Source organism: Methylobacterium sp. CCH5-D2, from assembly GCF_001556475.1.
Taxonomy (GTDB): domain Bacteria; phylum Pseudomonadota; class Alphaproteobacteria; order Rhizobiales; family Beijerinckiaceae; genus Methylobacterium; species Methylobacterium hispanicum.
Map to the genome: position 1 here is coordinate 1 of NZ_LSIX01000073.1, position 387 is coordinate 387.

The 387-nt window shown below is 72.4% G+C and carries 1 pseudogene; it reads right to left on the reverse strand.

Annotated elements, in window-relative coordinates:
- Positions 1–387, reverse strand: a pseudogene (locus AX737_RS01700) (heavy metal translocating P-type ATPase); the annotation flags it as partial.

Sequence of the window (387 nt, forward strand, 5' to 3'; positions counted from 1 at the left end):
CCGTGGGCGACTTCGACGCCTGCGCCTCCTCGACGAGGTGCAGGATGCGGGCGACTGTGTTGTCGGCCGCCGTCTTTGTGACCCGGACCTGGAGCGCGCCATCGGCGTTGACGCTGCCGGCGTAGACCGGGTCGCCGACCTCCTTGGGCTTCGGGACCGATTCGCCAGTGATGGGGGACTCGTCCAGGCTCGACGCGCCGTCGGTGATCACCCCGTCGGCAGGCACACGGTCGCCCGGCCTCACGACCACGACTTGCCCGATGGCCAGCGACGCAGCGGCCACCTCGCGGATGGTGCCATTGGCCTCGTCGACGAGGCGGGCGGTCTTCGGCACCAGGGCGGCGAGCGCCTTGATGCCGGCACGCGCCCGGCCCGCCGCCACGACCT